Genomic DNA, 26,317 nt, shown 5'->3' on the forward strand with positions numbered 1-26,317 from the left:
CAAGCTTGCTACCGGGAACGGATGGCCCGCGCCGTCGCCCTCCCTAGGCTCGTCCCCAGCCCCCGACGACACATCACCGCAGGTCAGGGGAGGGCGGGAACCGAGGACCGAGGACTGATGACGACGTACCGATACACCGTGGCCGAGCTGCGCGGGCAACTGCGACAGCTGGTGCTCAGCGGCGCCGCGATCGCCCTGGGGGTGGCCTTCCTGATCGCCTCCGTCAGCGGAAGCGGCGCACTGGTGGACTCGTTCAGCCAGACCGCGGCCGCCGAGGTCGGACCCGCCGACATCCAGATCACCAGGCCCGCCGCGAACGGCGGGATCGACGCCGCCACGGCCGCCCGGGCCCGACAGGTCACCGGAGTGGCCGACGCGGCGCTCCGCCTGACCGGCCGGGGCGCGCTCTCCGGCGCGGACGGGCAGCAGCTCGACGGCGCGACCGTGACGTCCGTCGCCGCCGACCCGGCCCTGCGCTGGCAACTGCTCGACGAGGGCCGGTGGCCGGGCGCACCCGACGACGTGCTGCTCGACACCGACACCGCGCACCGCCTCGACGTCACGCCCGGCTCGAACGTCCGACTCCACCGGGCCGACGGCACCACCGTCACCGCCCACCTGGTCGGCACCCTGGACGGCCGCGGCGCGCCCAGCCTCGCCGGGCACCCGATCATCGGCGTCCCGGACAGCGCCGTGGAGCAGTACGCCGCGGCCGTCACCGCGGCCCAACTGGACGTCCGGCTCCAGCCCGGGGCCTCCCGCGCGCACACCGCCGAGGCCCTGCGCGCCGCCCTCGGCGACGGCCCCGAGATCCGCACCCGGGCGGCGTCCGTGACCGAGGCGACCCGGCAGAGCACGACCCTCTACGGGGTGGTCCTGATCGCCGCACTGTCCTTCGTCCTGATCGCCCTCGCGGTCGCGCGGATGGTCGTCAGCAACACCTTCTCCGTCATGCTGGCGCAGCGCACCCGCCAACTCGCCCTGCTGCGCTGCGTGGGAGCCGACCGCGCCCAGATCCGCCGGCTGATCCGACGCCAGGGCCTGCTGCTCGGCATCGGCGCCTCGGCCGGCGGCGTGCTCCTCGGCGTCGGGCTCTGCGCGGCCGCGACCGGCCTCGCCCGGTACGCCGACCTCGGGCCCGTCCACCTGCACCTGCTGCCCGCCCCGCTCACCTGCGTGCTGGCCGGCCTGTTCGGCGTGCTGCTCACCCTGCTGGCCGTCCGCGGCCCGGCGAAGCAGGCCTCGGCGGTGCCGCCGGTGGCCGCACTCGGCGGCGCCCACCAGGTCGCCGACGCCGCGGCCCGGCTGCGCGGCGCCGTGTGGTCCGGCGTGCTGCTGATCGGCGGCGCCGCCCTGCTGGCCCTGGGCGTGCTGGCCCCGCCGCCGATGTCGCTGCTCGCCGTCACGCTCGGCGCGATCGGCAGCTTCTTCGGGGTGCTGCGGCTCAGCCACCGGCTGCTGCCCGCCGTGGTCGCCGCGCTCGGCGCCCCCGCCCGCCGACTCGGCGGCACCGCGGGCCGGCTCGCCACCCAGCAGCTGCGACTCAACCCGGCCCGCACCGGCACCACCGGCTCCGCGCTGCTGCTCGGTGTCACCGTGATGGTCGGCGCCGTCACCGCCCTGACCGTCACCTCCGACTCGCTGGTGCCGGTGGTCTCCGCCCGCCAACCCGCCGTCTTCTCCGCCACCGCCGCCACCGGCGGCGCGCTGCCCGCCCGGGCGCTCACCGCCCTCGGCGAGCAGCCCGAACTCGCCGTCACCCCCGTCCGCTCGGCCACCGTCGACGTCGACGGACGCCCGACGCTGGTGGCCGCCGTCGACCCGACCCGGCTCAACTCCCGCGCCGACGACGTCGAGCGGGCCCGCGAGCTGACCGACGACACCGCCCTCGGCGGCCTCGCCGACGGACGGCAGAACGTCCGGATCAGCGCGCCGGGCCGGCCCGCCACCACCCTGCGGATCGAACCCGGCCGCAGCAGCCTGCCGTTCACGCTCCAGAGCGGCGCCTTCCTGCTGGTCACCCCGGCGACCCTGGAGCGCATCGCCCCCGGACCCGCCGTCACCACGGTCTGGATCAGCCCCGCCGACGGCGCCGACCGGCCCGCCGCCCGCCGCGCCGTCGACCGGGCGCTGACCGGCCACCCGCAGATCCAGGTCACCGACACCGCCGCCCAGGCCCAGACCCTGCGCTCCCTGCTCGACCGGATGACCCAGGTCAGCATGGCCCTGCTGTCCTTCTCCGTCGCCATCGCCGGCCTCGGCGTCGCCGCCACCCTGATGCTCAGCGTCAGCGAACGCGCCCGCGAGATCGGCATGCTCCGCGCCATCGGCATGTCCCGCCGCCAGCTGCGCCGCATGCTCACCCTGGAGGCCCTCCTGCTGTCCCTCGCCGCCGCCCTGGCCGGCACCGCCCTCGGCCTCGGCTACGGCTGGGCGGCCGCCCGCTCGGTCACCTCGACGGTCGGCACGGCCGGCGCCCCGCCGGTCCTGCTGATCCTCGCGGCCCTCGCCCTGACGGTCCTGACCGGCCTCGCCGCCGCCGTGCTGCCCGCCCGCCGGGTCGGCCGGATGACCGTGGTCACCGCCCTGCACGCGAGCTGACCGCCTGGCCCGGCGTCACATTCCGGCGTTCGGTCCGGTCTTGTGCGAGGCACGTTCGAGCTTCCCGGGTGCGCCGCGCCTCCACGCGGCGCACGCGGGGCCGGGCTACTTGTACATCGCCTTGACCTCGACGACCGGCGTGTCGTCCCCGGTCAGCACGAGGACGACCTGCCCGTCGAGCGGCTCCTCGAAGTCCGCACCGCCGTCGCTCCTCGGGATGTCCACCGTCACGGTCTGCACGGTGTCGTCGCAGGTGAGGTCCTCGACCGAGGCACTCCCGGCCGCCTCGTCCCCGGAGTCCAACTCCTCCTCGTACCCGACCACCAGCGACCTCGCCGTGTCGGGCAGGCAGCTGTACGAGACCACCGCCGTGACGAGGTCGCCCGCCTGGTAGTCCAGGCTCTCCAGCGCGACACTGCCCTCCGGATCGTTCGGATCGGGTTCGTCCGCCCCGGCGGCCGGGATCGACGGCCCGGCCGCCAGCAGGACGGAAACGGCACAGCAGGTGAAGACTCGACGGATGCCCACAGCGTCTCGGTGCCCCTCGTACGGGAACGGCGCGCACCGGCCCCGGCAGACCCAACGCCCTCGACCAGGTACCGCGCCACAGATCGGTCGCACACATAGTGCCGGTGCGGGGCCTCGCGGAGCGCCGCGACACACCCCCGATCGGCCTGGGGAAACGGTGGTGCGGCCCGGGTCAGGCGGGGAGGCCGACGGCGCGTTCCCCGGTGCGGCGTTGCTGGATGACGACCGCGACCACGAGCAGCGTGCCCTGGGCGACGTTCTGCCAGAAGGAGTTGATGCCCTGGACGGTGAGCCCGTTCTCAAGAGCGCCGAGCAGGGCGACGGCGAGGAGCGTGCCGCCGACGGCGCCCTTGCCGCCCTTGAGGGCGCAGCCGCCGAGGGCGGAGGCGGTGATGGCCTTGAGTTCGAGGCCTTCGCTGCCGGAGGTGGGCTGCCCGCTGCCGGTGCGGGCGGTGAGCAGGATGCCGGCGACGGCGGCGACGGCGCCGACGAGGGCGTAGACGGCGACCAGGTACTTGTTGATGTTGATGCCGGCGAGTCGGGCGGCGGTGTCGTTGCCGCCGATGGCGTAGATGTTGCGGCCGATGTCGGTGCGGGTGAGCAGGACGTGGACGGCGAGGGCGACGACGATCAGGATCCAGACCATGACCGGGAGTCCTGCGATCCTGCCCCGGCCGAGGAAGACGAAGACGGCGTCGTTGAGGACGTAGCCCTGGGCCCGGCCGTCGGAGAGGAGTTGGGCGAGGCCCTTGTAGGCGGCGAGGCCGGCGAGGGTGGCGATGGTGGGGTTGACCCGGCCGTACACGATGACCGCGCCGTTGAGGACGCCGATCAGCAGGCCGACGGCGACGGCGGCGGCCATGCCCGCGAAGGCGTTGGAGCCGGCCGAGGTGAAGGCCATGGCGCTGACGACGGAGGCGACACCGGCCTGGGAGCCGACCGAGATGTCGAGCCCGCCGCAGATGATGACGACGGTCTGGACGACGGCGAGCAGGCCGGTGATGGTGGCGGCCTCGGCGATCACCTGCATGTTGGTGAGGCTGAGGTAGTTGTCGTTGAGGAGGCCGAAGACGGTGAGGACCGCGACCAGGGCGCCGATCAGGCTGAGGTTCTGTCCGCCGACGGCGCTCAGCACAGGAATCCTTGCGGCGGGCCGGCGCCGGCCTCCGTGGTCGGAGACGGCAGGCGGTGTGGTGGCGGCTGTCATGAGGTCGCTCCCGGGGCGCTCGGGCTGATGTCATCGGCCATCGCGAGGGCGAGGACGGCCTCCTCGGTGGCTTCCGCACGGTTCAGCTCGCCGGTGGTGCGGCCGTTCTGCATGACGACGATCCGGTCGGCGAGGCCGAGCAGTTCGGGCAGTTCGGAGGAGATCACCAGCAGCGCGACGCCCTGTTCGGCGAGGTCGGCGACGATCCGGTAGATCTCGGCCTTGGCGCCGACGTCGATGCCGCGGGTGGGCTCGTCGAGGATCAGCACCTTGGGTTTGCGGGCGAGCCAGCGGGCGAGGACGACCTTCTGCTGGTTGCCGCCGGAGAGCTTGCGGACCTCGTGCTCGACGGACGGGGTGCGTACCCGCAGGCGGTCGGTGTACTCCTGGGCGAGGTCGCGTTCCGCTCCTCGCCGGACGAAGCGGAAGCGGCGCAGTCGCTCCAGTACCGCGATGGAGGTGTTGTCCCGGATCGTGCGGTGCAGGAACAGTGCCTGCGCCTTCCGCTCCTCCGGGGCCAGGCCGAGCCCGGCGCGGATCACCGCTCCGGGGTTGCCCGACGGCAGCGGCCGCCCGTCCAGGGTGACGCTGCCGGAGCGGACCGGCAGGTCCCCGGCGAGCGCGAGCGCGAGTTCGGAGCGTCCGGCGCCGATCAGTCCGGCGAGGCCGACCACTTCGCCGGCGCGGATGCGCAGGTCGATGCCGTGCACCCGGTCCGTCGTCAGGTCACGGACGTCCAGGACGACCCGGTCGGTGACGACGGGCCGGCGGACGAACACCGTCGACAGGTCGCGGCCGACCATCAGGCGCACCAGGTCGCTCTCGCTGGTGGCCCCGGCGTCCTGGACGCCGACCAGGGCTCCGTCGCGCAGGACGGCGATGCGGTCGGCGAGTCGGAAGATCTCCTGCATCCGGTGCGACACGTGGACGACGGCGACGCCCTGCTCGCGCAGGCGGTTGATCAGTGCGAACAGCGCGTCGACCTCGTGCTCGGACAGCGAGGAGGTCGGCTCGTCGAAGGCGATGACCCGGGCGGCGGTCCGGCCGGTCAGTGCTCGCATGATCTCGACCAACTGGCGCTGGGCAGGCGTCAGTTGTGATCCGAGCAGATCGGGTTCCAGGACGTCGGCGAAACCGAGGCGATCGAGGTCGGCGGTGATCCGGCGGCGCAGCTCGGCCCGGTCGAGGCGGCGGCCGGCCCGGCGGGGCAGGGACCCGGTGTAGACGTTCTCGGCGACCGAGACGTGCGGGACGATCTCGGGTTCCTGCGGGATGATCCGGATGCCGGCGGCCCGCGCGTCGGCGGGGGAGCGCAGGTCGACCGGTCGCCCGTCCAGCAGGACGCGTCCCGCGGTGGGCCGGTGGTCGCCGGTGAGGATCTTCAGGAGAGTCGACTTGCCGGCCCCGTTCTCACCCATGAGGGCAGTGACGCTGCCGCCGGGGAGGTCGAGGGTCACGTCGTTCAGGGCCTGCACCGCACCGAATCGCTTGGTGATCCCCTCGACCCGCGCCCCGGCGGCGGAGGGCGGGTCGGCGGGCGGTCGGGCGGGCGGGGCCGAGGGGTGTGCTCTGCTCACTGCCGGTTCACCTCGGGAAGGGAGTGGAGACGGTCGCCCCACCGGGCGGCCGCAGGGCGGGACGGTCAGCCGCAGGTGACGCCGGCGCTCTTCCAGGTGGCGGCGTCGACCATGGTGGTGGGGGCGAACGCCTCGGCGGGAATCTCCTTGTTGTTCCTCAGCCGGTCGTACATGGTCTGGACGGCGAGTGCGCCGACGTCCCTGCCGTTGATGAACAGGGCGGCCTTCATCCCGGAGGGCTTGCCGCCGCTCCAGTCCTTGCAGGCGAGGTAGGCGCCGAGGCCCACGCCGTCGATGTCGTCGGGGCTGACGCCGGCGTTCTGCAGGGCGGTGACGCCGCCCTGGACGTTCTCGTCGTTGCAGCCCCAGACCACCCAGTGCCTGACCCCGGCATTGGCGGTGACCGTCGCGGCGACCTTGTCCTGCGCGCCGGTCGGGGTGTTGTCGGTGGCGACGTCGATGTTCCGGACCCCGGAGACCGCGGAGTCGAAGGCCTCCTTGGCGGCCCTGACCCGGTCGCCGCAGACGGTGACATCCTGCTTCCAGGCGGAGACGGTCCGGGTGTCGGCGGCGTTCCAGCCGGCCTTCTTGAACTCCTCGGCGGCGCGCTTGCCGACCTCGCCGCCCATCTGCGCGCCGGAGAAGCCGATCCGCGGCACCAGGTCGGACTTGGCGCACTTCGCCGGGTCCGGTCCGGTGGCGCAGACCTGGTCGTCCGAGGTGAGCAGGGCGATCTTCGCGTCCCTCGCGATCTGCACGACCTGCGGGCCGACGGCCGGGTCGGGCACGACCACGATGACGCCGTTGGTCTTCTGCGCGATCGCGGACTGCACCTCGCTGACGGTCTTGTTGGCGTCGTTGCCGAGGTTCACCACCTTGAGGTCGATGCCCAGTTCGGCGGCCTTTGCTCTCGCGCCGGCCGCCTCGCCGACGAAGTACTCCTGGTCGCCCTGCTTCTGCAGGTAGGTGATCGAGATCTTTCCGCCGACCGGGGCGACCGAGGGGGCGCCGGAGGTGGACTCCCGGCCCGTGGAGCAGGCGGTGGTGGTCAGGCCCAGGGCGAGCAGGAGTCCTGCGGCGGCGCGGCGGTCGATGGCACGGAACATGAGGGTGCTCCTTTTCGTCGTGCCGGCTCCGACGGCCCGTCAAACCATCAGAAACCAACATGCTCAAACGCGACCCGACATATCACAGTGCCATTGCACAGGCATGTCAAGAGGGCGTGCGCATCGACATCCGCTCGCGACGTTCTGTGCGGCGGGCGGGTGGGTCGCACATGCCGCCGGCACCTCGGCGGTTCCAGGTCACACGGCCACATCTCAGTCCGGATCGGGTGATTGACGAAGCATCAGGTCGCTGGAGCGGGCGCCGTGGCCTGCGCATCCCGCTGCGATCGGTGACGACGCGGCAGCGTCGGTTCGGCCTGAAGCTTCGTGAAGAAGGCGTGTTCGGGGTCTTGAGTGCTTGTTTCCGGTCTGGCTACCATGTGTTGCTTTCTGTTTGAAGATTCCTCCAGCCGTCGATCTCTGGAGATGGATTCAACAGAACCGACCGTCATGCCCCCATTCCCCCGCACGCTCACCTGGAGCGCCCCCATGCGTCCACCCATGCGTCCATCCATGCCCCGTGCCCTGCTGCACGCCCTTGCGGCGTTGTCCCTCGCGGCATCCGGCCTCACGGCCGTCGTCGCCGCCTCCGCCCCCGCCGCGGCCCTCGACAACGGCGTCGCCCTCACCCCGCCGATGGGGTGGAACTCCTGGAACACCCTCGGCACCGGGGTGACCCAGCAGCAGGTCGTCCAGACCATCGACTTCATGGCGTCCAAGGGCCTGGTGGCGGCCGGCTACGACACCGTCACCATCGACGACGGCTGGTCGCTGTCCCACCGCGACGGCCAGACCACCGACTTCGCCAAGAACTCCTACGGCGCGATGCAGCTCTACGACGCCGACCGCAACCCCACCAGCGGCACCGACGGCAGCGGCTTCGACGTGACGACGGGACACCTGATACCGGACCCGAACCACTTCCCGGCGCACACCGTCAACGGGCAGACCCTCAACGGCATCCAGTACCTGTCGTGGTACGCCCACACCAAGGGCATGAAGTTCGGCCTCTACGCCACCGGCACCTACACCACCTGCCAGGGGCACCCGGGCAGTCTCGGGCACGAGTCGACCGATGCCGCCGACTTCGTCGCCTGGGGCGTCGACTTCGTCAAGTACGACGACTGCCCCTACGGCCCGCCGATCACCGGTCCGGACGGGTACAACTACGGAACCCAGGGCGAGGGCCGGGAGTTGACCCGCTCCCTCTACGCCCGCACGCAGGACTTCCAGCACGCCCTGGACGCCGCCTCCGCCGCCCAGGGCCGACCGCGCGTCGTGCTGAGCGTCTCCGCCCAGCCCGTGCACACCGGCATCCCGTACCTGCTGGCCGGTGACGACCCCGCCCGCGCCGACCCGGTGATCAGGGCGGCCGGCACCCCCGCCCGGCAGGCCCCCGGCTACGCGCCGACCGGCATCTGGTGCGGTCAGGTCGCGAACCTCTGCCGGATCGGCGGCGACCGCGGCCCGGACCTGGAAGGCGTGCTCCACAACGGCCAGTTGCAGACCACGCTCCAGTATCCGGGCAACGTCCGGCCCGGCAGCTGGAACGACATGGACATGATGTTCGCCGGCTGGCTCGACCCGTACGGCCTCTACGGCGTCACCGACACCTGCACCTGCCACAAGCCGATGAACGACACCGAATCGCGCAGCGAGATGTCGATCCTCGCCATGACGGCCGCCCCGCTGATCTCCGGCGCCGACCTGCGCAGCGCCGCCGACTCCCAGCACAGCGACAGCGGCTACACCTGGTCGACGGGCATCAGCGATTCCGCGCTCGCCATCTACAAGAACGCCGACGTCATCGCCGTCGACCAGGACAGCCTCGCCAAGCCCGCCACCCTGGTCGGCAACCCGCCGGACAGCCCCACCGCCCCGCTGGTCCTCAAGCGGCAGCTGGCGAACGGCGACACCGCCGTCCTGCTGGTCAACCAGGACCCGAACTCCACCCGGACCGTCTCCACCACCCTGAGCGCGCTCGGACTGACCGGCCCCGGCTACTCCGCCAAGGAACTGTGGACCGGCGCCACCGGCGACGTCACCGGCACGATCGGCGCCTCGGTCGCCCCGCACGGCGTGGCCATGTACCGGCTCAAGGCCCTGCCCGGCACCATCCCCGCGACGGTGATCGGCGACGGCCGCTACCACGGCATCGGCGCCGGCGGCACCGGCGGCCAGGTCCTGGAGGTCCGGGGCACGTGCAGCGCCCCCGACGGCTCGACCACCGACGTCAACACCTGGTGGGACTGGCACACCTCGGAGCGGTGGCGCTTCGACGCCAACGCCGACGGCACGGTGCACATCACCGACGACTGCTACACCGACACCCAGGTCCACGGCACCCTGACCGGACCGGCCACGCCCGGCGCCCCGGCGTGGGTCCTCAACAGCTACGACCCCAACAGCCCCCACCAGAAGTGGCGCGTCGTCCAGAACACCGCCACCGGTGCGCTGACCATCACCAACGTGGCCACCGGCCTCGCACTGGACGCCCCGCAGTCCGCGCCCACGTCCGCCGTCGTCCTCAACCAGCCCGACGGATCGGCCGCAGGCCAGTCCTGGAGCCTGATGTCCTGACGCGGCGGACCCACCCGTCCCGTTCCCGCACGTCCCGTTCCCGAGGAGGAACCTTGCAGTCCGTACGCGTAAAACTGTCCCGCCGCGTCAGCGCGGCATTAACGTCCCTCACTCTGCTCGCCGGCGGCGGCGCACTCGTCGCCGGGGCGCAACTCGTCACCGCTCCACCGGCGTTGGCGGCCGACAACGGCATCAACCTGACCCCCCAGATGGGCTTCAACAACTGGAACACCACCTGGTGCGGGTCCCAGTTCAACGAGGACCTGGTCAAGGGCATGGCCGACCTGTTCGTCAACAAGGGCCTCAAGGCGGCCGGCTACCAGTACGTCAACCTCGACGACTGCTGGGCGCTGCCCGATCGGGACGCGTCCGGCAACCTGGTGCCCGACCCGGTCCGGTTCCCGCACGGCATCAAGGCGCTCGCGGACTACGTGCACGCCAAGGGCCTGAAATTCGGCATCTACTCAAGCGCCGGCACCCACACCTGCGACGTCCAGGGCTTCCCCGGCGGGCTCGGCCACGAGCAGCAGGACGCCAACCTGTGGGCCTCCTGGGGCGTCGACTACCTCAAGTACGACAACTGCAACAACCAGGGCGTCGACGCGCAGACCCGCTACAAGGCCATGGGCGAGGCGCTGAAGAAGACCGGCCGGCCGATCCTCTACAGCATCTGCGAGTGGGGCTCCAACGGCCCGTGGAACTGGGCGCAGCCGGTCGGCAACTCCTGGCGCACCACGGGCGACATCAGCGACACCTGGCAGAGCATGATCTCCATCGCACACGCCAACCAGGGGCTGTCGGCCTACGCCAAGGCCGGCGCCTTCAACGACCCGGACATGCTGGAGGTCGGCAACGGCGGCATGACCGGCACCGAGTACCGCACGCACTTCAGCCTCTGGGCCGAGATGGCCGCACCGCTGCTGATCGGCGCCGACCTGCGCACCGCCCAGCAGGAGACGTTCGACATCCTCACCAACGCCGACGTCATCGCGATCGACCAGGACCCGCTGGGCAAGCAGGGCTCGGTGGTCTCCAGCGACAACGGCCTGGTCGTCATGTCGAAGCCGCTGGCCGACGGCAGCCGCGCGGTCACCCTCACCAACGAGGGCTCCTACGATGCGACCATCACCACCACCGTGCAGGCCGTCGGCATCGCCGGCGCGCCCTCGTACACGGTCAAGGACCTGTGGTCGAAGAAGACCACCACCAGCACCGGGGCGATCAGCGCCACGGTCCCCGGCCACGGCACCGCGATGTTCCGGGTCACCCCGAGCACGCCCGTCCCGCCGCCCACCGGCACGAGCTACCTGAGCGACCTGCCGTTCCTCACCCAGGCCAACGGCTGGGGCCCGGCCGAGCGCGACCGCAGCAACGGCGACTGGGCCGCCGGCGACGGCCACACCCTGGCCATCCGCGGCACCACGTACGCCAAGGGCATCGGCACGAACGCCGCCTCCGACATCACCTTCAACCTCGGCGGCACCTGCAAGAACCTGGTGACCGGCGTCGGCATCGACGACGAGACGTCCGGCAACGGCTCCGCCGTCTTCCGGATATTCAAGGACGGAACCCTCGCCGCCGACAGCGGAAAGCTCACCGGCAAGGACCCGGCCAAGCAGCTCACCGTCGACCTCACCGGCGCCACCACCCTGCGCCTCGCCGTCACCGACGGCGGCGACGGCACCAGCTGGGACCACGCCGACTGGGCCGGAGCCAAGATCGCCTGCGGCAACGGACCCGCCGCCGGCGTCCACCAGCTCTCCGACCTCACCTGGACCTCCGCGAGCAACGGCTGGGGCCCGGTCGAGAAGGACATGAGCAACGGCGACAGGCAGTCCGGCGACGGACACACCATCACCATCAACGGCGCGACCTACGCCAAGGGCCTGGGCACCAACGCGTTCAGCGAGATCGTCTACTACCTCGGCGGCACCTGCACCTCGCTGACCACCGATGTCGGCGTCGACGCCGAGGCCATGGGCCGCGGCACCGTCGCCTTCCAGATCTGGAAGGACGACACCAAGGCCGCCGACAGCGGCGTCCTCAACGCCGCCGCCGGCGTCAAACACCTCACCGCCGACCTCACGGGCGCCAACGAACTGCACCTCGTCGTCACCGACGGCGGCGACGGCACCAACAGCGACCACGCCGACTGGGCAGCCCCGACCCTCACCTGCTGACCGACCTCCCACAGAGCTGCGGTGCCGAACACCCGGTCCGGCACCGCAGCCCCGCGGAGAGGACGACCAGACCGACCTGCGTTTCCGCAGGTCGGAGGCGGTCCTACAGGTCGTAGTACAGCTCGAACTCGTGCGGGTGGGGGCGGAGGGCGATCGGGGCGAGTTCCTGGGTGCGCTTGTAGTCGATCCAGGTTTCGATCAGGTCGGTGGTGAAGACGCCGCCGGCCAGCAGGTATTCGTGGTCGGCTTCGAGGGCGTTCAGGACGGCGTCGAGGGAGGCCGGGACCTGGGGGACGGCGGCGTGCTCGTCGGGGGCGAGTTCGTAGAGGTCCTTGTCGACGGGCTCGGCGGGTTCGATCTTGTTCTTGATGCCGCCGAGGCCGGCCATCAGCATGGCGGAGAAGGCCAGGTAGGGGTTGGACGCCGGGTCGGGGGCGCGGAACTCGATGCGCTTGGCCTTGGCGTTGGAGCCGGTGATCGGGATCCGGATCGCGGCGGAGCGGTTGCGCTGCGAGTAGACCAGGTTGACGGGCGCCTCGAAGCCGGGGACGAGGCGGTGGTAGGAGTTCACCGACGGGTTGGTGAAGGCGAGCAGCGACGGGGCGTGCTTGAGGATGCCGCCGATGTAGTAGCGGGCGGTGTCGGACAGGCCCGCGTAGCCCTGCTCGTCGTAGAACAGCGGGTTGCCGCCCGTCCACAGCGACTGGTGGACGTGCATGCCGGAGCCGTTGTCGCCGAAGATCGGCTTGGGCATGAAGGTGGCGGTCTTGCCGGCCCGCCAGGCGACGTTCTTGATGATGTATTTGAACAGCATCAGGTCGTCCGCGGCGTGCAGCAGCGTGTTGAACCGGTAGTTGATCTCGGCCTGCCCGGCGGTGCCGACCTCGTGGTGCTGGCGTTCCACGACGAGCCCGGCGCGGCCGAGTTCGAGGGACATCTCGGCGCGCAGGTCGGCGAAGTGGTCGACCGGCGGGACGGGGAAGTAGCCGCCCTTGTACTTGACCTTGTAGCCGCGCGCGTCGCCCTCGGCGGAGCCGGTGTTCCAGGCGCCGGCCACCGAGTCGATGTGGTAGTAGGACGCGTTGGCGCTGGTCTCGAAGCGCACCGAGTCGAAGACGTAGAACTCGGCCTCGGGCCCGAAGTACGCGGTGTCGGCGATGCCGGAGGAGGCGAGGTAGGCCTCGGCCTTGCGGGCCACGTTGCGCGGGTCGCGGCTGTAGGCCTCGCCGGTGATCGGGTCCTGGATGAAGAAGTTGATGTTGAGGTGCTTCTCGGTGCGGAACGGGTCCAGCCGGGCGGTCGCGAGGTCCGGGACGAGGGCCATGTCGGATTCGTGGATGGCCTGGAAACCGCGGATCGAGGAGCCGTCGAACATCAGCGTCTCGGTCGGGTCGAAGGTGTCGGCCGGGACCGCGAGGTGCTGCAACACGCCCGGCAGGTCACAGAACCGGACGTCGACGAACTTGATCTCGTTGTCCGCGATGTACCGCTTGACCTCGTCGGCGTTGGTGAACATCCGTACTCCTCCTCGACGTGCGGTCCGAGCCTCCGTCAGGGGCGACGGGAGCCCCCGCGCAGGGGGCTCACGATAGGAATCGGCCGTTGCCCGATCGTGACTCGGCTGTTTCCCATATGTTAACCAGGCCACTCGGTCGGGCCGCAAAGCGGTACGGTCCCGGGCAAATCGCCGGTGTCGCAGCGGCCGTGTACCCCGACAGGTCGAGACCATTCACGGCAGTCGGCGGAATCCGTTTCACCCCGACGGGATCCCGCTCCGGCGCGTCCCGCCCGCGGGCCGCCCGCCACCGGAGCGGCGGGTAAGCCCGGTTAGGGTGGGGTCCGTGGACACCAGAGAAGCACTCGGATCGTGGATCGACGGCCCGAAGGCGGCCGCCGAGAAGATGGGCACCGACTTCGGCTACCGCGGCGAGCGCCTCGGCCTGCCGAGCACCGGCCCCGGCTCGATGGCCGGCCCCGGCCGCCGCATCGGCGCCCTGTTCGTCGACGGCTGGCTGGTCAGCCTGATCGCGTACGGCCTGCTGGCCCGCGGCGACCAGGGCTCGGCCAACCTGTGGACGACCCCGCTGTTCTACGCCGTCACCGTGCTGTTCCTGGCCACCACCGGCACCACCGTCGGCAAGCGCCTGTTCGGCCTGCGGGTGGTCCGGCTGGACGGCCGCCGCGCCACCATCCCGCAGGTGCTGCTGCGCACCTTCCTGCTGTGCCTGGTCATCCCGGCCGCCGTGTGGGACCGCGACACCCGCGGCCTGCACGACAAGGCCGTCGGCACCGTCGAGGTCCGCATCTGAACCGGACATCGGATCGGACGGGAAGTCCGATCGGAGTCTGATCGGACCGGAAGCCTGATCGGACCGGAAGTCCGGGAACGTCGAACGGCCCCGCTCGCGGAGAGAGAATCTCGCGAGCGGGGCCGTGGTGTCCTACGGGGGAGTGGTCGCCTAGCGCGCGCCGCCCTTGGGCATCCGGGCGCCCTTCGGCATCGGGCCCTTGGGGATCGGCGCCTTGGACAGCAGGTCGCCGAGCGCCCGCAGCCGGTCGTTGGTCTCGGTGACCTGGGCGGCGCTGATCGCCCGCGGCAGCCGCATCAGGTGGATCTGCAGCTTCTTCAGCGGGACCTCGCCCTCGCCGTTGCCGACCATGATGTCGTGCACCGGAATGTCGCCGACGACGCGGGACATCTTCTTCTTCTCGGACGCCAGCAGCGGACGCACCCGGTTCGGGTTGCCCTCGCCGATCAGCGCGATGCCGGCCCGGCCGACCGCGCGGTAGACCGCGTCCTGGCTACGGGTGACCGCGACCGGGGTCTGGTTGGCGCTCCAACCACGACGGATGTTGCCCAGCACCGCGGCGACCGCGCCCGGCTGGCCCTCCATCTGTCCGAACGCGGCCCGCTCGGCCCGACGGCCGAACACGATCGCGACCGCCAGCACTGCCACCACGAAACCGAGAATGCCCAGGTAGACCGGGTGGTCCAGGGCGAAGCCGATGGCGAGGAACACGCCGAAGGTCAGCAGGCCGACGCCGGCGATGATCAGGCCGATTTTGGAGTCGACCTGCTTGGTCATGACATATGCCTGGCGGATCTGTGCGAGCCGCCCAGGAGTATCGGATTTTTGCCTCGCCATACTGCTCATGGTACGGGGCGAGGGTGGCGATCATCCAAGGCGGTACCGCTTCCACGGCCCCGGACTTTCCCGGACCCCGACTCGGACCCCGCCCCGGGCGCGACCCGGACACGCTCCGGAGACGCCCCGGACACGCTGCGGTCACGCCCAGGAGTTCAGGCGCTGCGCTCCGGCACCCGTGCGGGCTGCTCGCGCTCGTCCGCCAGCCGGCGGTTCTCGCACACCGCCGCCCACGCGTTGCGGCGCGCGCCGCGGATCAGCAACAGCTGTTCGGCCCGCCGCAGGGCGGTCCTGAGTCCGGTACGCATGACCACACCAACTCCTCGACCCGGGTACCGCTCAAGCGTCCCGGACGCCCGTTACCGTACGGTGGCCCACCGGTCGATGCCACATGAAACGTCGGCGGTTAGCCCGGACAGCCCGCACGCACGGAGCACGCACGGAGCACGCACGGAGCACGCACGGAGGGCGGGCCCGGCCGGGCCCGCCCTCCGCACACACGGCACCGCTACCGGCTCAGACCGCCGCCTGCTCGCGACGCTCCAGCGCCTGCCGGTACAGCCGGCCGGCCCGGTACGAGGAACGCACCAGCGGACCCGACATCACACCGGCGAAGCCCAGCTCCTCGGCCTCCTCCTGGAGCTCGACGAACTCCTGCGGCTTCACCCAGCGCTCCACCGGGTGGTGGCGCAGCGAAGGACGCAGGTACTGGGTGATGGTGATCAGCTCGCAGCCGGCGTCGACCAGGTCGGACAGCGCCTCGCTGACCTCCTCGCGGGTCTCGCCCATGCCCAGGATCAGGTTCGACTTGGTGACCAGCCCGGCCGCCCGGGCCTGGGTGATCACGTCCAGCGAACGCTCGTACCGGAACGCCGGACGGATCCGCTTGAAGATCCGCGGCACGGTCTCGACGTTGTGCGCCAGCACCTCGGGACGCGACGAGAACACCTCGGCGAGCTGCTCCGGCACCGCGTTGAAGTCCGGGATGAGCAGCTCCACACCGGTCCGGCCGGCCGCCCGGGCGGCCGTCATCGCGTGCACCTGGCGGACGGTCTCCGCGTACAGCCACGCGCCGCCGTCCGCCAGGTCGTCGCGGGCGACGCCGGTGATGGTGGCGTAGTTCAGGTCCATCGTGACGATGGACTCGGCGACCCGGCGCGGCTCGTCCCGGTCGAACTCGGCGGGCTTGCCGGTGTCGATCTGGCAGAAGTCGCAGCGGCGGGTGCACTGGTCGCCGCCGATCAGGAAGGTCGCCTCGCGGTCTTCCCAGCACTCGAAGATGTTGGGGCAGCCCGCCTCCTGGCAGACCGTGTGCAGCCCTTCCTTCTTCACCAGGGAGTGCAGGGCGTTGTACTCCGGCCCCATCTTCGCCCTGGTCTTGATCCACTCGGGCTTCCGCTCGATGGGGGTCTCGCTGTTGCGGACCTCCAGGCGGAGGAGCTTCCTGCCGTCGGGTGCGACAGCGGACACGTGCGACTCCTAGAACTAGACGGGGTACCCCAAAGGGTACGCCGTTGCTTCGATGGCCTGCTCGGGGCCCCGGGCCTTCGTTCGGAAGGCAACACCGGGCACGGCACAGTGAATTCCGCTCCCGGCGGGAAATCGCCGCGATCAGACGGCGGCGGCCGGCTCCGGCAGCTCGGCGAACACCTCGCGCAGCGTGCGCTCCACCGTCCCCACCGCGTCCGCGACCGCGAACGGACGGGCCAGTTCGCCGCTCAGCGACGCCACTCCGGCGTCCCGGATGCCGCACGGAACGATCTTGTCGAAGTACGTCATGTCCGGGTTGCAGTTCAACGCGAAACCGTGCATCGTCACGCCGCGCGCCACCCGCACGCCGATCGCCGCGAGCTTGCGGTCGTCACCGCGCTGACCGGCGTTCGACGGGGCGTACTCCGGCCCCGCCAGCCGCGGGTCGATGCCCAGCGGCAGGCCCATCCGCAGCGTCAGCTTCCCGATCTCGACCACCTGCGACGGGTCGACCACCGCACCCGGGATCTCCGCACCCAGCTTCCACACCCCGCTGCGGCCCTCGATCCGGGTGGTCTCCACGCCGAACTCGGTGCACGCCCGGATCAGCGCCTCCTCCAGCCGGCGCACGTACACCACCACGTCGATCGGATCCGGCAGCTTCACGATCGGATAGCCCACCAGCTGGCCCGGGCCGTGCCAGGTGATCTCCCCGCCGCGGTTCACCTCCACCACCGGCGTCCCGTCCAGCGGCAGGTCCTCCGGGTTGGTGCGCTTGCCCATCGTGTACACCGGGTCGTGCTCCAGCAGCAGCACCGTGTCCGGAATCTCGTCCGCGACCCGCAACGCGTGCAGCCGCTGCTGCTCCGCCCACGCCTCCTGGTAGGGGACGGTCCGTTCGCCTATCCCCATCCGCACGAACCGCACGTTCTCGCTCACCACACCACTCCCGGTCGGCCGGCTCAGCCCAACCTCGCCACTGTACGCCCAGCGCGGTGCACGCCCCTGGCGGTGCACCTCCCGGCTTGCTCACCCCGTTGCCAACAGCAGGAGCCTGAGCGCGAGTTGAAGCTCCAGCGCCCGTTCCGGCTGGTTCCAGTCGCGTCCCAGCAGCACTTCCACCCGGTCGAGCCGCTGCACCACCGTGTTCACGTGGACGTGCAGCTGGTCCTTGGCCCGGGTCAGGCTCCCGCCGCAGTCGAAGTAGGCGCGCAGGGTGCGGACGAGTTCGGTGCCGCGCTTGGCGTCGTAGTCGAGGAGGGGGCCGAGCGTCGCGCGGACGAAGCCCTCGACGTCGTGGCCGTCGCCGAGGAGGACGCCGAGGAAGCCGAGGTCGGCCGCGCACGCGCCGTCGCCGTCGCGGCCGAGGACCCGCAGGGCGCGCACGCACCGCACCCCCTCCGCGTACGCCGCGGCCAGCGGGACCGGCCCGCTGGCCGCGCGCCCGGTGCCGACGGTGACGGGGACGCCGACCAGCCGGGCGAGGCGTTCCGCCGCCGTCGCGGCGACCGCGCCGTCGCCGGTGCCGTCGTGCGGGACGAGCAGCACCACGCCGTCGCCGAACTCCGCGCTGATGCCGCGCGAGCCGAACAGGTACCGGGCCGCGGCCCCCGCCAGCCGCTCCCGGGCGGAGTCGTCGACGGCGGAGGCGACCAGCACCAGGTGCGGACGGCCGAGGTCCACGCCGAGGCGGCGGCCGCGCGCGGTGAGGCCGGCCGGGTCGCGGTCGGGGGCGGTGAGCAGGTCGGCGAGGAGTTCGCCGCGGACGCGGTTCTCGGTCTCGGCGACCGAGCGCCGCAGCAGGAGCAGCAGCGCGGTGACCACGCTCGCGCGTTCGAACACCCGGCGGTCGGCGTCGTCCAGTTCGGGTCTGCCGTGCAGGACGAGCGAGCCGAGCAGTTCCTGGCCGGCCAGCACGGCGCACACCCAGTCCGTGCCGTGCCGGACGGCGTGGCCCCCGCTGCGGGAGGAGGCGACGGCGTCGTCGAGGCCGTCGGGGGCGCCGCCGGGGCCGGTGAGCGGGGCGCCCTCGGCGTCGTGGACGGAGGCCTCGCCGTCGAGCAGCGCCGCGACCTCGGCTGCCACGTCGGCGACCTCCGCGCCGCGCAGCACGAGGTCGGTGAGCCGGTCGTGGGCCTGTTCGGCGCGCTGGACGGAGCCCGCGTGGGCGCGGATGACGGCGTTGGCGGTGGCGAGTTCGGCGAGCGCGGCGCGGGTGTCGGCGAGCGACTTGGCGGTGTCCAGGGCGATCGCGGCGTGCGCGGCGAGGGTGCACAGCAGCGCGACCTCGTCGGGGGAGAAGGCCCGCGGGGTGCGGTCGGCGGCGAACAGCACGCCGATCACGGTGCCGCCGAGCAGCAGCGGCACGCCGATGATGGCGACCAGGCCCTCGTCGAGCACGCCCGCGTCGATCTGGCCGGTGTGCCGGAAGCGTTCGTCGATCCGGTAGTCGTGCGAGGCGTACGGGCGGGCGGTCTGCGCGACCAGGCCGCCGAGGCCGTCGCCGAGGCTGAGCCGCAGGGTCTGGAAGATCGGCGAGACGGAGCCGTCGGTGACCCGCATGTAGGTGTCGCCGGCCCGCTCGTCGGGGAGCGTGAGGTACGCGGTGTCGGTGCCGAGCAGCATCCGGGCGCGGCGGACGATGGCCTGCAGGACGGCGTCGAGGTCGCGGGAGGCGGCGAGGTCGCCGGCGGTGTCGAACAGGGCGGTCAGTTCGGCCTCGCGTCGGCGGTGCTGACGCATCGTGCGGTGGACCCGCAGCGCCTGCCAGGTGGCGTCGTCGATCTCGGTCAGGACCTGGGCGGGTGCGCCCTGCCGACGGGCGTCGGCGAGGACTTCGGCGAAGTCCTCGGTGGCGGCGCCGGTCGCCAGCAGGTCGAGGAGTCTGCGCAGCGCCGGTGCGGCGGTGGTGTGGCGGTCCATTCGGTCTTCCCTGTCACTCGTGCCCCCCGTGGCCCCGTTGCCCGCGGCCCGTTCACAAACGGGCCTGGGCCGCGCCGCCGGGCGGGTGCCCGGTGACGCGGCCCTGATTTTGTCGGAATCGGTCAGACCGTCGTAGCGGCCTTCACGGAGTCCCCCCGAGCGGGGTCCGCCTCGGTGAGGTCGGCGCCGCGCGTCTCCCGGCCGCACAGCACCGCGAGGACGGTGATCACGGCGGCGATCGCCACGTACACGGCGATCGGGGTGGCGCTGCCGTAGTCCTTGAGCAGCGCGGTGGCGATCAGCGGCGCGGGGGCGCCGGCCGCGGCGGAGGAGAACTGGGCGCCGATGGACGCCCCCGAGTAGCGGGTGCGGGTGGCGAACAGCTCGGAGAAGAACGCGGCCTGCGGGGCGTACATCATGCTGTGGAAGAACAGGCCGACGGTGACGGCCGTGACCAGGGAGGTGAAGTCCTTGGTGTCGACCATGCCGAAGAACACGAACGCCCAGAGGCCGACGCCGACCGCGCCGACCAGGTACACCGGCCTGCGGCCGACCCGGTCGGAGAGCGCCCCGAACAGCGGGATCAGCGCGAACTGGATCGCCGAGCCGATCAGCACGGCGTTCAGCGCGGTCTGCTTGGGCAGGTGGGCGTGGCCGACGGCGTACGCCAGCACAAACGTGGTCATCACGTAGTACGAGATGTTCTCCGCCATGCGGGCGCCCATCGCCACCAGCACGTCCCGCCAGTGGTCCCGCAACACCGCCACCAGCGGCGGCTTCTCCTGCTCCGCCCGCTGCTCGGCGGCCGCCAGCGCCGCCTTGAACAGCGGCGACTCGTCCACCGCCAGCCGGATCCACAGACCGACCATCACCAGCACCGCCGACAGCAGGAACGGCACCCGCCAGCCCCAGGCCAGGAACGCCGCATCCGACTGGACGGCCGTCATCAGCGACAGCACACCGGCCGCCAGCAGGTTGCCCGCCGGCGCACCGCCCTGCGGCCAGGACGCCCAGAAGCCGCGCCGCCGACGGTCGCCGTGCTCGGAGACCAGCAGCACCGCCCCGCCCCACTCACCGCCCAGCGCGAAGCCCTGCACCAGCCGCAGCGCCGTCAACATGACCGGCGCCGCCACGCCGGCCTGGTCGTACGTCGGCAGACAGCCGATCAGCGTGGTCGCCCCGCCCATCAGCAGCAACGACAGCACCAGCAGCTTCTTGCGGCCGATCCGGTCGCCGAAGTGCCCGAACACCAGCGCGCCCAGCGGCCGGGCGGCGAACCCGATCGCGTACGTCAGGAACGACAGCAGAGTGCCGGTCAGCGGATCCGACTTCGGGAAGAACACGTGTCCGAAGACCAGCGCCGCCGCCGATCCGTACAAGAAGTAGTCGTACCACTCGATCGTGGTGCCGATCAGCGAGGCGGAGACCACGCGCGGCAGGGAGGCGGGTCTCGCAACATCGGGAGGAGCAGCCATCGGGAACTCCCTTGCGGAGATGGGGGGTGAGGGAAGATCACGGGACCTTACAGGCCCGCTGCGGCCGGGTCAGTGCGCGGTCCAGCCGCCGTCCACCGGCAGGCTCGCGCCGGTGATGTAGGAGGCGCTCGGCGAGCACAGCCAGACCGCCAGCTGCGCCACCTCCTCCGGTTCGATCAGTCGCTTCACGGCGGTGCGGTCGAGCATGATCTGCTCCACCACCTCGTCCTCGGGGATGCCGTGCGCCAGCGCCTGCGCGGCGATCTGCTTCTCCACCAGCGCGGTGCGCACGTACGCCGGGTTGATGCAGTTGCTGGTCACGCCGTACGGGGCGCCCTCCAGCGCGACGGTCTTGCTGAGGCCCTCCAGCGCGTGCTTGGCCGTCACGTACGCCGACTTGAAGGCGCTGGCGCGCAGGCCGTGCACCGAGGAGATGTTGACCACCCGGCCCCACCCGCGCTCGTACATGTGCGGCAGGGTGCGGCGGAGGATCCGGAACGGGGCCTCCACCATGACCCGCTGGATCAGCGTGAACCGCTCCATCGGGAACTCGTGCACCGGCGCGACGTGCTGCAGGCCGGCGTTGTTGACCACGATGTCCGCGTCGGTGGGCAGCGCCTCCACCGCGTCCGGGTCGGACAGGTCGGCCACGTGCGCGACCCCGCCGATCCGCTCCGCCAGCTCCTCGGCGGGTCCGGCGGCCAGGTCGACGACGTACACGCGCGCGCCGGCCGCGGCGAACGCCTCCGCACAGGCCCTGCCGATGCCGGAGGCGGCGCCGGTCACCAGCGCGGTACGGCCGAGCAGCGAGGGCTGGGGGAGCGGGTCAGAAGTGGTGTCCATGGCCGAGAACGGTAGGAATCCGGGGCCCCCGCAACGATGTGGGCGGACACCACAGCATCCCCGCCCTTCATGGTGTCGTCCGCCATGCACCCCGAAGGGCGGGAACGGCCCCCGAACCCAAACCCGCGACGCCCGGGCTTCCCCACAACGGGCGGGCCTGGTTCACCCGTTCGGAGGACCGATGGGCGGAATCCACCCATAGCGCCCCAATGCTCGCTACATTCGCGCCGATTCCCGATCAGGGGGCGCTGTCCCGGGCAGGAGGGGCCGGAACGGTGCCTGAGAGGTGTGGACTGCTATGCCCCAACGGCCTGTAATCGACAGCCCGGCGTACCGATCGCTCGACCCGCTCGACCCGCGCCAAACCGGAGCGGTCGAGACCCCTCCGCGCGCCTCCGAGCCGGCCGACACGCCGTCCGCCGGGCGCGCCCAGAACCCCCAACTCGCGGCACTCATCGAGGAATCCGGCTTCTCGCACGCCGGCCTCGCCCGCCGCGTCGACCAACTCGGCCTGGAACACGGCCTCGACCTGCGGTACGACAAGACCTCCGTGACGCGCTGGCTGCGCGGCCAACAGCCGCGCGGCGCCACCCCGGCGCTGATCGCCGAGGTCTTCACCCGCCGCCTCGGCCGCCGCCTCACCGCCCAGGACGTCGGCCTGGACGCCTGCGCCCCCGTCTACGCCGGGCTGGAGTTCGCCGAGACCCCGCAGGAGGCCGTCGACATCGTCGCCTCCATGTGGCGCAAGGACAACGGCCCCTACGCCGAACTCCGCAAGATCGCCTTCACCCCCGCCGGACTGGTCGTCCCCAGCCGCGACTGGCTGATCGGCCGCACCGACGAACGCGTCGCCCGCGACGGCACCACCCTCACCGCCGAGGAACTCCGCACACCCCCGCCCGGGGCCGCCGCCCGCGTCCCCCCGCAGGGCTCCCGCCGCCCCGGCGCCCTCGAACCCACCGCCGACCCCCGAGAGACCCGGCCCCCGGTCCGGGTCGGCCGCGGCGACATCGCCGCCATCCGCGCCGTCGGAGACCTCTTCCGGGCCCTCGACCACGCCTACGGCGGCGGCCACGCCCGGCAGGCGCTGGTCCGCTACCTGGAGAGCGAGGCCGAACCGATGCTCCGCGGCCGCTACGGCGAACAGATCGGCCGCGCCCTGTTCGGCGCCGTCGCCGACCTGACCAGGCTGGCCGGCTGGACGTCCTTCGACATCGCCGCGCACGGCCTCGCCCAGCGCTACTTCGTCCAGTCCCTGCGGCTCTCCCAGGCGGCCGGAGACCGCATCCTCGGCGGCTTCGTCCTCACCACCATGAGCCAGCAGGCCGTCCACCTAGGCCACGCCCGCGAGGCCATCCAACTCGCCCGGGTCGCCCAGCAGGGCGTCGGCACCGCCGCCGCACCCGTCGTCCAGGCCCTGATGCACGCCGCCGAGGCCCGCGGCCACGCCCTGGCCGGCGACGTCCGCGCCTGCACCACCGCCCTGGTCCGCTGCGAACGGGCCCTCGCCACCGCCCGCAGCGGCGACGAAGTCCCGTCCTGGGCACGCTACTTCGACGACGCCCAACTCGCCGACGAGTTCGCCCACTGCTACCGCGACCTCCAGCAGTGGCGGCCCGCCGCCCAGCACGCCGAGAAGTCGCTGCGCCTGCGCGCCCCCGCGTACGCCCGCAGCCGCATCCTCTGCCGCCTCGTCCTCGCCTCCGCCCGCCTCGGCATGGGAGACGTCGACGAGTCCTGCTCGATGGCCACCGACAGCCTCCGCGCCGCCGGTGAAATGCGTTCCGCCCGCACCGTCGAATACCTCCGCGACTTCCACCGCCGCCTCGCCCCGTACCGCACCACGCCGGCGGCCCGCGCCTTCGAGGAGGCCACCCGGCAGGCGGGGGTGATCTGAGGGGCCCAGGTCCGGAACCCTCAGGGGCCCGGGGAACGGCAGACTAGACCTCGCCGTTCCCCGAGTTCCTGTGTGCCTATGCCGCCGCCTCCACGGCCTCCGGTTCCGCCCGTACCCCCAGGTCGCGCAGGACCGCGCCCGCGGCCCGCCGGCCGGAGGCCAGCGCGCCCTGGAAGAGGCCGGTGTCGCGGTGGTCGCCGCAGACGTAGAGGCCGGCCAGGAGGCGGACGGAGCGGTGGAACTGGTGGGGCGGGGGCATCGAGACGACCGCGTCGGGGGCGTGGCGGACGGTCAGGAACTCCCAGCCGGCGGTGGAGGTCCCGTAGAGCTCGGACAGCCGCCGTCGGACCACGGGCTCGTCGCCGGCCGGGCCGCCGGAGTCGAAGGCGCGGCGGCCGAGGACGGTGGTGGCGACCAGGGCGCGGCCGTCGGCGGCGTAGGACGGGTCGGCGTCGCTGAGGACCAGGGTGTGCGAGATGCCGGTGCGTTCGGCGTCCAGCAGCAGCACGGGTTCGCCCAGCGGCGAGCGGTTGGCGGCGTGGTAGTAGGTGGTGACGGGGTGGAACCCGGGCTGGTGGAGGCCGGGGAGCAGGGCGGCGGCGGTGGCCGCGTCGGTGGCGACGATCACCGCGCGGGCCCGGATCAGGCCGTGCCCGGCGGTCTCCACGCCGTCCGCGCCGACGGAGGTGACGGTCACGCCGAAGCGCACGGCGCCCTCCGGGAGCCTCGCGGCGAGCTGCGCGGGGACGGCCCCGATCCCGGCGGCGGGGATGCAGAGACGGCCGCGGGCGTAGTCCCGCAGGACGAGGTCGGCGACCCGGCTGGAGGTGCCGAGGGCCGGGTCGGCGAGCAGCGCGGCGAGCAGCGGCCGCAGGAAGCCGTCGACGGTGCGGCCGGGCAGGCCGCGGTCGGCCAGCGCCCGGGCGGCGGTGGTCTCGTGACGGGCCAGCAGCCGGGTGGTGGGGGTGGCGGCGAGCCGGGACAGCGTGGCGGCGAGCCGGGCCCGGTCCAGCGGGGTGCCGAGCGGGCTGCGGGTGGCGGCCTGCCGGGCGGGGGTGAGCTGCGGGTCGCCGGCCCGGTAGGTGCGGCCGCTGCTGTGCACCAGGACGCCGGGGGCGAGCGGACGAAGGTCCAGCCGGTCCAGGTCGAGGTGGCGGGGGAGTTCGGGACCGGCGGTGTTCAGCAGGTGGCCGCCGAGGTCGAGGCGGAAGCCGTCGAGTTCCCGGGTGGCGGTGCGGCCGCCGACGCGCTCGGTGGCTTCCAGGACCTGGACGTGCAGGCCCTGGGCGGTGAGCGCGGCGGCGGCGGTCAGCCCGGCGACGCCGGCGCCGACGACGATCGCGTCGGGGTCGGTGGCGTGGACGCGGCTGATGAAGTCATGTGCGGGCACGAGTGGGTGCTCCCTCCCTGGCGGAGCCCTCCGCTGCCGCCGCGCACAGCAGTGCCCGCGAACGAGCGGGGGTGCCGGGGCGGGCAGCGGGGGGCGAGGACAACATGGTCCGTCGTTGTGATGCCCCGTCACCCGGCTGCCCAGACCGCCGTCCGGCACTCAATCGGTTCATACCAATGGCGGGGCGACACGGCGGGCCGGCTCCGTCACCGACCGTGCGCCAAACGGGGCGCGGGGGGCGGGAACGGGCGCACACCGTCACCGTCCACGCCCCGCGCGCCGTCCCCATGCACCCGTGCGCCCCCTGACGAACCGTCAGTACCGGGACCGTCCGAGCGCGGCCGCAACGATCGACGCCAGGTCCGGGTCACGGAACTCGAACCCCGCCCCCACCAGGGCTTTCGGTACCACCCGGTGACTGCCGACAATCTCGACCGCCATCTCCCCGAGCACCGCGCGCAGCGCCCACTCCGGCACCGCGAACACCGCAGGACGCCCGAGTTGCCGGGACAACTCGGCAGTCAGCTCGGCATTGGTGACGGGCTCGGGCCCGGCCAGGTTGACGGGGCCGCAGATCTCCGGACGGTCGATCAGGAAGCGCAGCGCGGCCACCTCGTCGGCCAGCGAGATCACGCTCCAGTACTGCTTGCCGCTGCCGAGCCGGCCGCCCAGGCCGAGCCTGAACAGCGGCAGCAGCCGGGCCCCCGCGCCGCCCTTCGGGTCGAGCACCAGCCCGGTGCGCGGGTGCACCACCCGGATTCCGGCGTCCGCCGCGGGCTGCGCGGCCTGCTCCCACTCCTGGCACACCGTGGACAGGAAGTCGCTGCCGCTGGGCGCCTGTTCGTCGATCAGCTGGTCGCCGGTCTGCCCGTACCAACCGACCGCGGACGCGCTGACCAGCACCTTCGGCGGGGTCTTCAGCCGGCTCAGCGCGGCAGAAAGCGTCTCGGTGCCGAGCACCCGGCTGTCCCGGATCTCCCGCCGGTAGGCGTCCGACCAGCGCCGGTCCCCGACGCCCGCGCCGGCCAGGTGGACCACCGCGTCCACGCCCTCCAGCGCGGCGCCGTCGATCTGCATCAGGAGCGGGTTCCAGCCGACCCCGACCGTCCCGTCCGGCTGCGGGCCGGTGCGCGAACGCCGCCGCACCAGCCGCAGCACCTCGTGTCCGTCCCCGACCAGCGAGTCCACCAGCGCGGACCCGATCAACCCCGTGGAACCTGTCACCGCGATACGCATACCGGCCATCCTCCCAGCCCTTACCGGGCCGCCCGGGCAGCCGGGCCGCCCGCCCGCCCGCGCGGCGACAATTCCCGGCAAGATCCACGGCGGAGCGCCCAGTGCCGCGGGGGGGCGGCAGGGCCCCCACGCGCCCCAAGGAGGCGGGCCCCGCCCCAA

At 72.4% G+C, this 26,317-nt stretch carries 19 protein-coding genes; 5 read left to right on the top strand and 14 right to left on the bottom strand.

Going from position 1 to position 26,317, the window contains the following annotated elements; genetic code table 11:
• Positions 1–117: 117 nt before the first annotated feature.
• The gene (locus ACFV4P_RS10945) at positions 118–2,601 is read left to right on the top strand and encodes an ABC transporter permease (RefSeq protein WP_380469634.1); all 2,484 of its coding nucleotides are present in this window, start codon (positions 118–120) and stop codon (positions 2,599–2,601) included.
• 105 nt (positions 2,602–2,706) lie between these two features.
• Here the strand turns inward: ACFV4P_RS10945 and ACFV4P_RS10950 are convergent, their stop codons facing one another.
• The 4 genes from ACFV4P_RS10950 to ACFV4P_RS10965 all read right to left on the bottom strand — a co-directional run bounded on the left by ACFV4P_RS10950 (position 2,707) and on the right by ACFV4P_RS10965 (position 7,019).
• Positions 2,707–3,129: a hypothetical protein gene (locus ACFV4P_RS10950; protein ID WP_380469636.1), complete on the bottom strand. Its 423-nt coding sequence runs from the start codon at positions 3,127–3,129 to the stop codon at positions 2,707–2,709.
• A 172-nt stretch (positions 3,130–3,301) separates the two neighbouring features.
• A complete protein-coding gene (locus tag ACFV4P_RS10955; protein WP_380469638.1) occupies positions 3,302–4,264 on the bottom strand; it encodes an ABC transporter permease in 963 nt (320 codons plus the stop codon).
• 68 nt (positions 4,265–4,332) lie between these two features.
• Positions 4,333–5,913 (bottom strand): sugar ABC transporter ATP-binding protein, encoded by a 1,581-nt coding sequence (locus tag ACFV4P_RS10960; protein ID WP_380469640.1) that lies wholly within the window; start codon positions 5,911–5,913, stop codon positions 4,333–4,335.
• A 65-nt stretch (positions 5,914–5,978) separates the two neighbouring features.
• Entirely contained in the window at positions 5,979–7,019 is a 1,041-nt protein-coding gene (locus tag ACFV4P_RS10965) for a substrate-binding domain-containing protein (protein WP_380469641.1), read from the bottom strand.
• Positions 7,020–7,532: 513 nt separating this feature from the next.
• Between ACFV4P_RS10965 and ACFV4P_RS10970 the strand changes: the two genes are divergently transcribed.
• Positions 7,533–9,599, top strand: a complete 2,067-nt coding sequence (locus tag ACFV4P_RS10970; protein WP_380469643.1) for an alpha-galactosidase — start codon at positions 7,533–7,535, stop codon at positions 9,597–9,599.
• A 53-nt stretch (positions 9,600–9,652) separates the two neighbouring features.
• On the top strand, positions 9,653–11,779 hold the full coding sequence (locus ACFV4P_RS10975; RefSeq protein ID WP_380469645.1) for an NPCBM/NEW2 domain-containing protein: 2,127 nt from the start codon (positions 9,653–9,655) through the stop codon (positions 11,777–11,779).
• 103 nt (positions 11,780–11,882) lie between these two features.
• Here the strand turns inward: ACFV4P_RS10975 and glnA are convergent, their stop codons facing one another.
• A complete protein-coding gene (gene glnA, locus ACFV4P_RS10980; RefSeq protein WP_380469646.1) occupies positions 11,883–13,295 on the bottom strand; it encodes a type I glutamate--ammonia ligase in 1,413 nt (470 codons plus the stop codon).
• A gap of 325 nt (positions 13,296–13,620) precedes the next feature.
• Between glnA and ACFV4P_RS10985 the strand changes: the two genes are divergently transcribed.
• Positions 13,621–14,088 (top strand): RDD family protein, encoded by a 468-nt coding sequence (locus tag ACFV4P_RS10985; RefSeq protein ID WP_380469648.1) that lies wholly within the window; start codon positions 13,621–13,623, stop codon positions 14,086–14,088.
• Between the two features lie 150 nt (positions 14,089–14,238).
• On the opposite strand, the gene ACFV4P_RS10990 is transcribed toward ACFV4P_RS10985, so the two are convergent.
• From ACFV4P_RS10990 to ACFV4P_RS11020, 7 genes are all read right to left on the bottom strand, one after another.
• Positions 14,239–14,925, bottom strand: coding sequence for a DUF4191 domain-containing protein (locus ACFV4P_RS10990; RefSeq protein ID WP_073811931.1), 687 nt, complete (start codon positions 14,923–14,925; stop codon positions 14,239–14,241).
• A 155-nt stretch (positions 14,926–15,080) separates the two neighbouring features.
• Entirely contained in the window at positions 15,081–15,233 is a 153-nt protein-coding gene (locus ACFV4P_RS10995; RefSeq protein ID WP_198953330.1) for a hypothetical protein, read from the bottom strand.
• A 208-nt stretch (positions 15,234–15,441) separates the two neighbouring features.
• Positions 15,442–16,395, bottom strand: coding sequence for a lipoyl synthase (gene lipA, locus ACFV4P_RS11000; RefSeq protein ID WP_380469650.1), 954 nt, complete (start codon positions 16,393–16,395; stop codon positions 15,442–15,444).
• A gap of 141 nt (positions 16,396–16,536) precedes the next feature.
• Positions 16,537–17,307, bottom strand: coding sequence for a lipoyl(octanoyl) transferase LipB (gene lipB / locus ACFV4P_RS11005; protein ID WP_380469937.1), 771 nt, complete (start codon positions 17,305–17,307; stop codon positions 16,537–16,539).
• Between the two features lie 117 nt (positions 17,308–17,424).
• Entirely contained in the window at positions 17,425–19,317 is a 1,893-nt protein-coding gene (locus ACFV4P_RS11010) for a helix-turn-helix domain-containing protein (RefSeq protein WP_380469652.1), read from the bottom strand.
• A gap of 122 nt (positions 19,318–19,439) precedes the next feature.
• Positions 19,440–20,792 carry an MFS transporter gene (locus ACFV4P_RS11015; RefSeq protein WP_380469654.1) on the bottom strand — a complete coding sequence of 451 codons (1,353 nt, stop codon included), beginning with the start codon at positions 20,790–20,792 and terminating at the stop codon, positions 19,440–19,442.
• Positions 20,793–20,861: 69 nt separating this feature from the next.
• On the bottom strand, positions 20,862–21,635 hold the full coding sequence (locus ACFV4P_RS11020; RefSeq protein WP_380469656.1) for a 3-hydroxybutyrate dehydrogenase: 774 nt from the start codon (positions 21,633–21,635) through the stop codon (positions 20,862–20,864).
• A gap of 298 nt (positions 21,636–21,933) precedes the next feature.
• Here ACFV4P_RS11020 and ACFV4P_RS11025 point away from each other — a divergent pair, with 298 nt between their 5' ends.
• The gene (locus ACFV4P_RS11025; RefSeq protein ID WP_241844421.1) at positions 21,934–23,532 is read left to right on the top strand and encodes a regulator; all 1,599 of its coding nucleotides are present in this window, start codon (positions 21,934–21,936) and stop codon (positions 23,530–23,532) included.
• Positions 23,533–23,608: 76 nt separating this feature from the next.
• Here the strand turns inward: ACFV4P_RS11025 and ACFV4P_RS11030 are convergent, their stop codons facing one another.
• Both ACFV4P_RS11030 and ACFV4P_RS11035 read right to left on the bottom strand, forming a co-directional pair.
• Complete coding sequence (locus tag ACFV4P_RS11030) at positions 23,609–24,922, bottom strand: FAD-dependent oxidoreductase (RefSeq protein ID WP_380469658.1); 1,314 nt, start codon at positions 24,920–24,922, stop codon at positions 23,609–23,611.
• Between the two features lie 315 nt (positions 24,923–25,237).
• Entirely contained in the window at positions 25,238–26,167 is a 930-nt protein-coding gene (locus ACFV4P_RS11035) for a TIGR01777 family oxidoreductase (protein WP_380469660.1), read from the bottom strand.
• Positions 26,168–26,317: the final 150 nt, after the last annotated feature.

The organism is Kitasatospora sp. NPDC059795 (genome assembly GCF_042732175.1).
Classification (GTDB): Bacteria; Actinomycetota; Actinomycetes; order Streptomycetales; family Streptomycetaceae; genus Kitasatospora.